This window comes from Streptomyces bambusae (assembly GCF_019400985.1).
Classification (GTDB): domain Bacteria; phylum Actinomycetota; class Actinomycetes; order Streptomycetales; family Streptomycetaceae; genus Streptomyces; species Streptomyces bambusae_A.
Window position 1 is genome coordinate 1 of record NZ_WTFF01000519.1, and the last position, 3,113, is coordinate 3,113.

Consider the following 3,113-nt stretch of genomic DNA (forward strand, 5'->3'; position numbering starts at 1 on the left):
GGTCGGCCTAGGGGTGTACGCCACGGTCAAGGTGGTGGGGGCGGCGAAGCGGGGCGTGGAGCGCACGGTGACCCAGGCGCGGCGCACGGTCGAGGACGCCTCGCTCCGGGCGAAGAGCTTCGGCCAGCTCGGCCCGGCGGGCGCCGTGGCTCTGCTGCGGCCGGCCGGGGACGCACCGCCCCGGGTGGTCGGCGGTCCGGACGCCGTGCAGCGGGTCGCGGGGGCACTGCGGGCCGGGCTGCGGAAGGCCACGGACGGGCTCGCCCCGGACGCACGGGCGCTGCTGCCCGGGCTGGTCGTGGGGGACACCTCCCGGGTCCCGGACGATCTGCACGACGCGTTCCGGGCCACCGACCTCCTGCACCTGCTGGCCGTGTCCGGCTCCAACCTCACCGTGGTGCTGTTCCTGCTGATCGGCCCGCCGGGCAGGGCGCAGCGCAGCGAGCGGCGCGGTCTCGCCCCCCGGCTGGGGCTGTCGCTGCGGGCGACGGCCGTGGGCGGGGCGCTGCTGACGCTGGCGTTCGTGGTGGTGTGCCGGCCCGACCCGAGCGTGCTGCGGGCCGCGGCCTGCGGGGCGGTGACCCTCCTGGCGATCGCCACCGGACGGCGCCGGTCGCTGGTCCCGGCGCTGGCGGCGGCCGTGGTGCTGCTGGTGCTGTACGACCCCTGGCTGGCCCGCAGCCCCGGCTTCCTGCTGTCGGTCCTGGCCACGGGGGCCCTGCTGCTCCTCGCGCCGCGGTGGAGCGCGGCCCTCCAGCGGCGCGGGATGCCGGCGAGACCGGCCGAGGCGCTGGCCGCGGCCGCCGCCGCCCAGGCGGTGTGCGCGCCGGTCGTGGCCGTGCTCTCGGCCCGGGTGAGCCTGGTGGGCATCCCGTGCAACCTGCTGGCCGAGCTGGCGGCCGGCCCGGCCACCGTGCTGGGGTTCGCGGTGCTCGCCGCGGCTCCCGTCAGCGGGCCGGCCGCCGAGCTGCTGGCCCGCTGCGCCGGGGTCCCGGCGGGGTGGATCGCCCTCGTCGCCCGGACGGGAGCGCGGCTTCCGGGAGCGGAGTTGTCCTGGCCGGGAGGCGTGGCAGGAGGGCTGCTGCTGGCCGCGGTCACCGTGCTCGCCCTGTGGTGCGCGGGCCGGGCCGGACGGCGCCGCGGGCTCGGCGCCGCGTCGGCCCTGCTGCTGCTCGTGGCCGTGCTGCGGCCCCCTCAGCTGACCCGGATGGTCACCGCCTGGCCGCCGCCCGACTGGAACTACGTACAGTGCGCCGTCGGCCAGGGGGACGCCGGGGTGCTGTCCGTCGGCCCCGGTACCGCAGTGGTCGTCGACGCGGGCCCCGAGCCCGAACCGGTCGATGCCTGTCTGCGGACGCTGGGGGTGCGGACGGTGCCGATGCTGCTCCTGACGCACTTTCACGCGGATCACGTGGGAGGGCTGTCCGGGGTGCTGCGCGGGCGTTCCGTGGGGCTGATCCAGACCACCGCGCTGGCCGAGCCGCCCTTTCGGGCCGCGCAGGTCCGCCGTGCGGCGGCCGCCGCCGGGGTGCCCGTCGTAGCGGCCCGGGCGGGGGAGCGGCGCCGGGCCGGGCCGGTGCAGTGGCAGGTGCTGTGGCCGCCGCCGGGGCTGACCGGGGCCGGGCCGAACGACGCCAGCGTCGCCCTGCTGGTCCGGACGGCCGGGCCGACCCTGCTGCTCCTGGGCGATCTCGAACCCGACGCGCAGCAGGCCCTGTTGCGGGAGCATCCCGAGCTGGGGCCGGTGGACGTGCTCAAGGTCGCCCACCACGGCTCGGCCCACCAGGACCCCGGTCTGTACGCGAGGACCCGCCCCCGGGTGGCGATCGTTCCGGTCGGCACGGGCAACCGCTACGGCCATCCCGCGCCGGGCACGCTGGCGCTGCTGCGGGCGGGCGGGGCGGCGGTGCTGCGCACCGACACCGACGGGTCCGTCGCGGTGCTCGGCGCCGGCCCCGGCACCCGGGCCGTCCCGGCCGGCCGGCGCGGGCGCCGACACGCCGGGCGCGGTACACCCGACTCTGTTTGCTCACGACCCGGCGCCATGATCGAATGCGTTTTCGCCAGAAGGGCCCGGAGGGGGGCCCGCGTCCACACAGCACGGGGGTGCATCAACCATGTTCGGTCGCCGACGGGGGATACAGACGGCCGGAAACAGCAGTCCACAGACCTCCGCGACACTCACGCTGCCGCCCACGGCGAAGCTGCTCAGCTGCCGGGTGCTCGACACGGTCCACCAGCCGGTCCGGCAGGCCACGTTCGAGGTGACGGACCCGATCGGCCGCCGGATCGTCAGCGGCGAGACGGACCCGTACGGCGGGTTCACCGCGGCGGTCCCGGAGGGGGAGTACCGGCTGACGGTCACCGCGGAGGGCTACGCGCCCTTCCACGGGGCGACGCTGGTCGGCGGCGGAGCCCAGGAGGGCACCGCGGAGATCGTGCTCGACCCGGTGGAGCCGCCGCTGCTGCCGCGGCCCGGCCACTGGGAGATCGATCCGGCCCACTCGGCCATCGCCTTCTCGGCGCGCCACATCGGTCTGGCCCGGATCCACGGCCGGTTCAACACGTTCGCGGGCGCGGTCCGGATCGCCGAACGCATGGAGGAGTCCTCCATGCACGTGATCATCGACGCGGCGAGCATCGACACCGGCCTGCGGATGCGCGACGACCACCTGCGGTCGGCCGACTTCCTGGACGCGGCCCGCCACCCGACCGTGGAGTTCTACAGCGAGCGCTTCATCCACCGCAGCGGCGCGCGCTGGACCGTGGCCGGGGCCCTGACCCTGCACGGGGTCAGCCGTTCGGTGACCCTGGACACCGAGTACCTCGGCGTCGGCACGGGCATGGAGGGAGAGCCGCGGGCGGCGGCCCGGGCCACCACCGAACTCCACCGCGAGGACTTCACCTTGAACTGGCAGTCCATGCTGGCCCAGGGCATCGCGGCGATCGGTTCGAGCGTCGAGGTCCGGCTGGACGTGCAGACCCTCCACAAGGCGTAGGCGTAGGCGCGGGGTCCGGGCCCACGCCCCTCGCGGGGCCCTGCGCGCCCGGACGGCCGGGGTTCGGCGCGCAGGACAGCCGGCTTCGGCGCGCCGGGCGGCCCGGCCCGGCCT

General features: G+C 76.8%; 1 protein-coding gene and 1 pseudogene. Both read left to right on the forward strand.

Going from position 1 to position 3,113, the window contains the following annotated elements:
- Positions 1 to 127: 127 nt before the first annotated feature.
- A pseudogene (locus tag GPJ59_RS38220) lies at positions 128 to 1,981 on the forward strand (ComEC/Rec2 family competence protein); the annotation flags it as partial.
- 136 nt (positions 1,982 to 2,117) lie between these two features.
- A complete protein-coding gene (locus tag GPJ59_RS38225) occupies positions 2,118 to 2,999 on the forward strand; it encodes a YceI family protein (protein WP_258025388.1) in 882 nt (293 codons plus the stop codon).
- Positions 3,000 to 3,113 lie beyond the last annotated feature (114 nt).

Excerpts from the sequence above, each read along its gene's own strand:
- GPJ59_RS38225 (WP_258025388.1), top strand. The coding sequence starts at position 2,118 with ATGTTCGGTCGCCGACGGGGGATACAGACGGCCGGAAACAGCAGTCCA.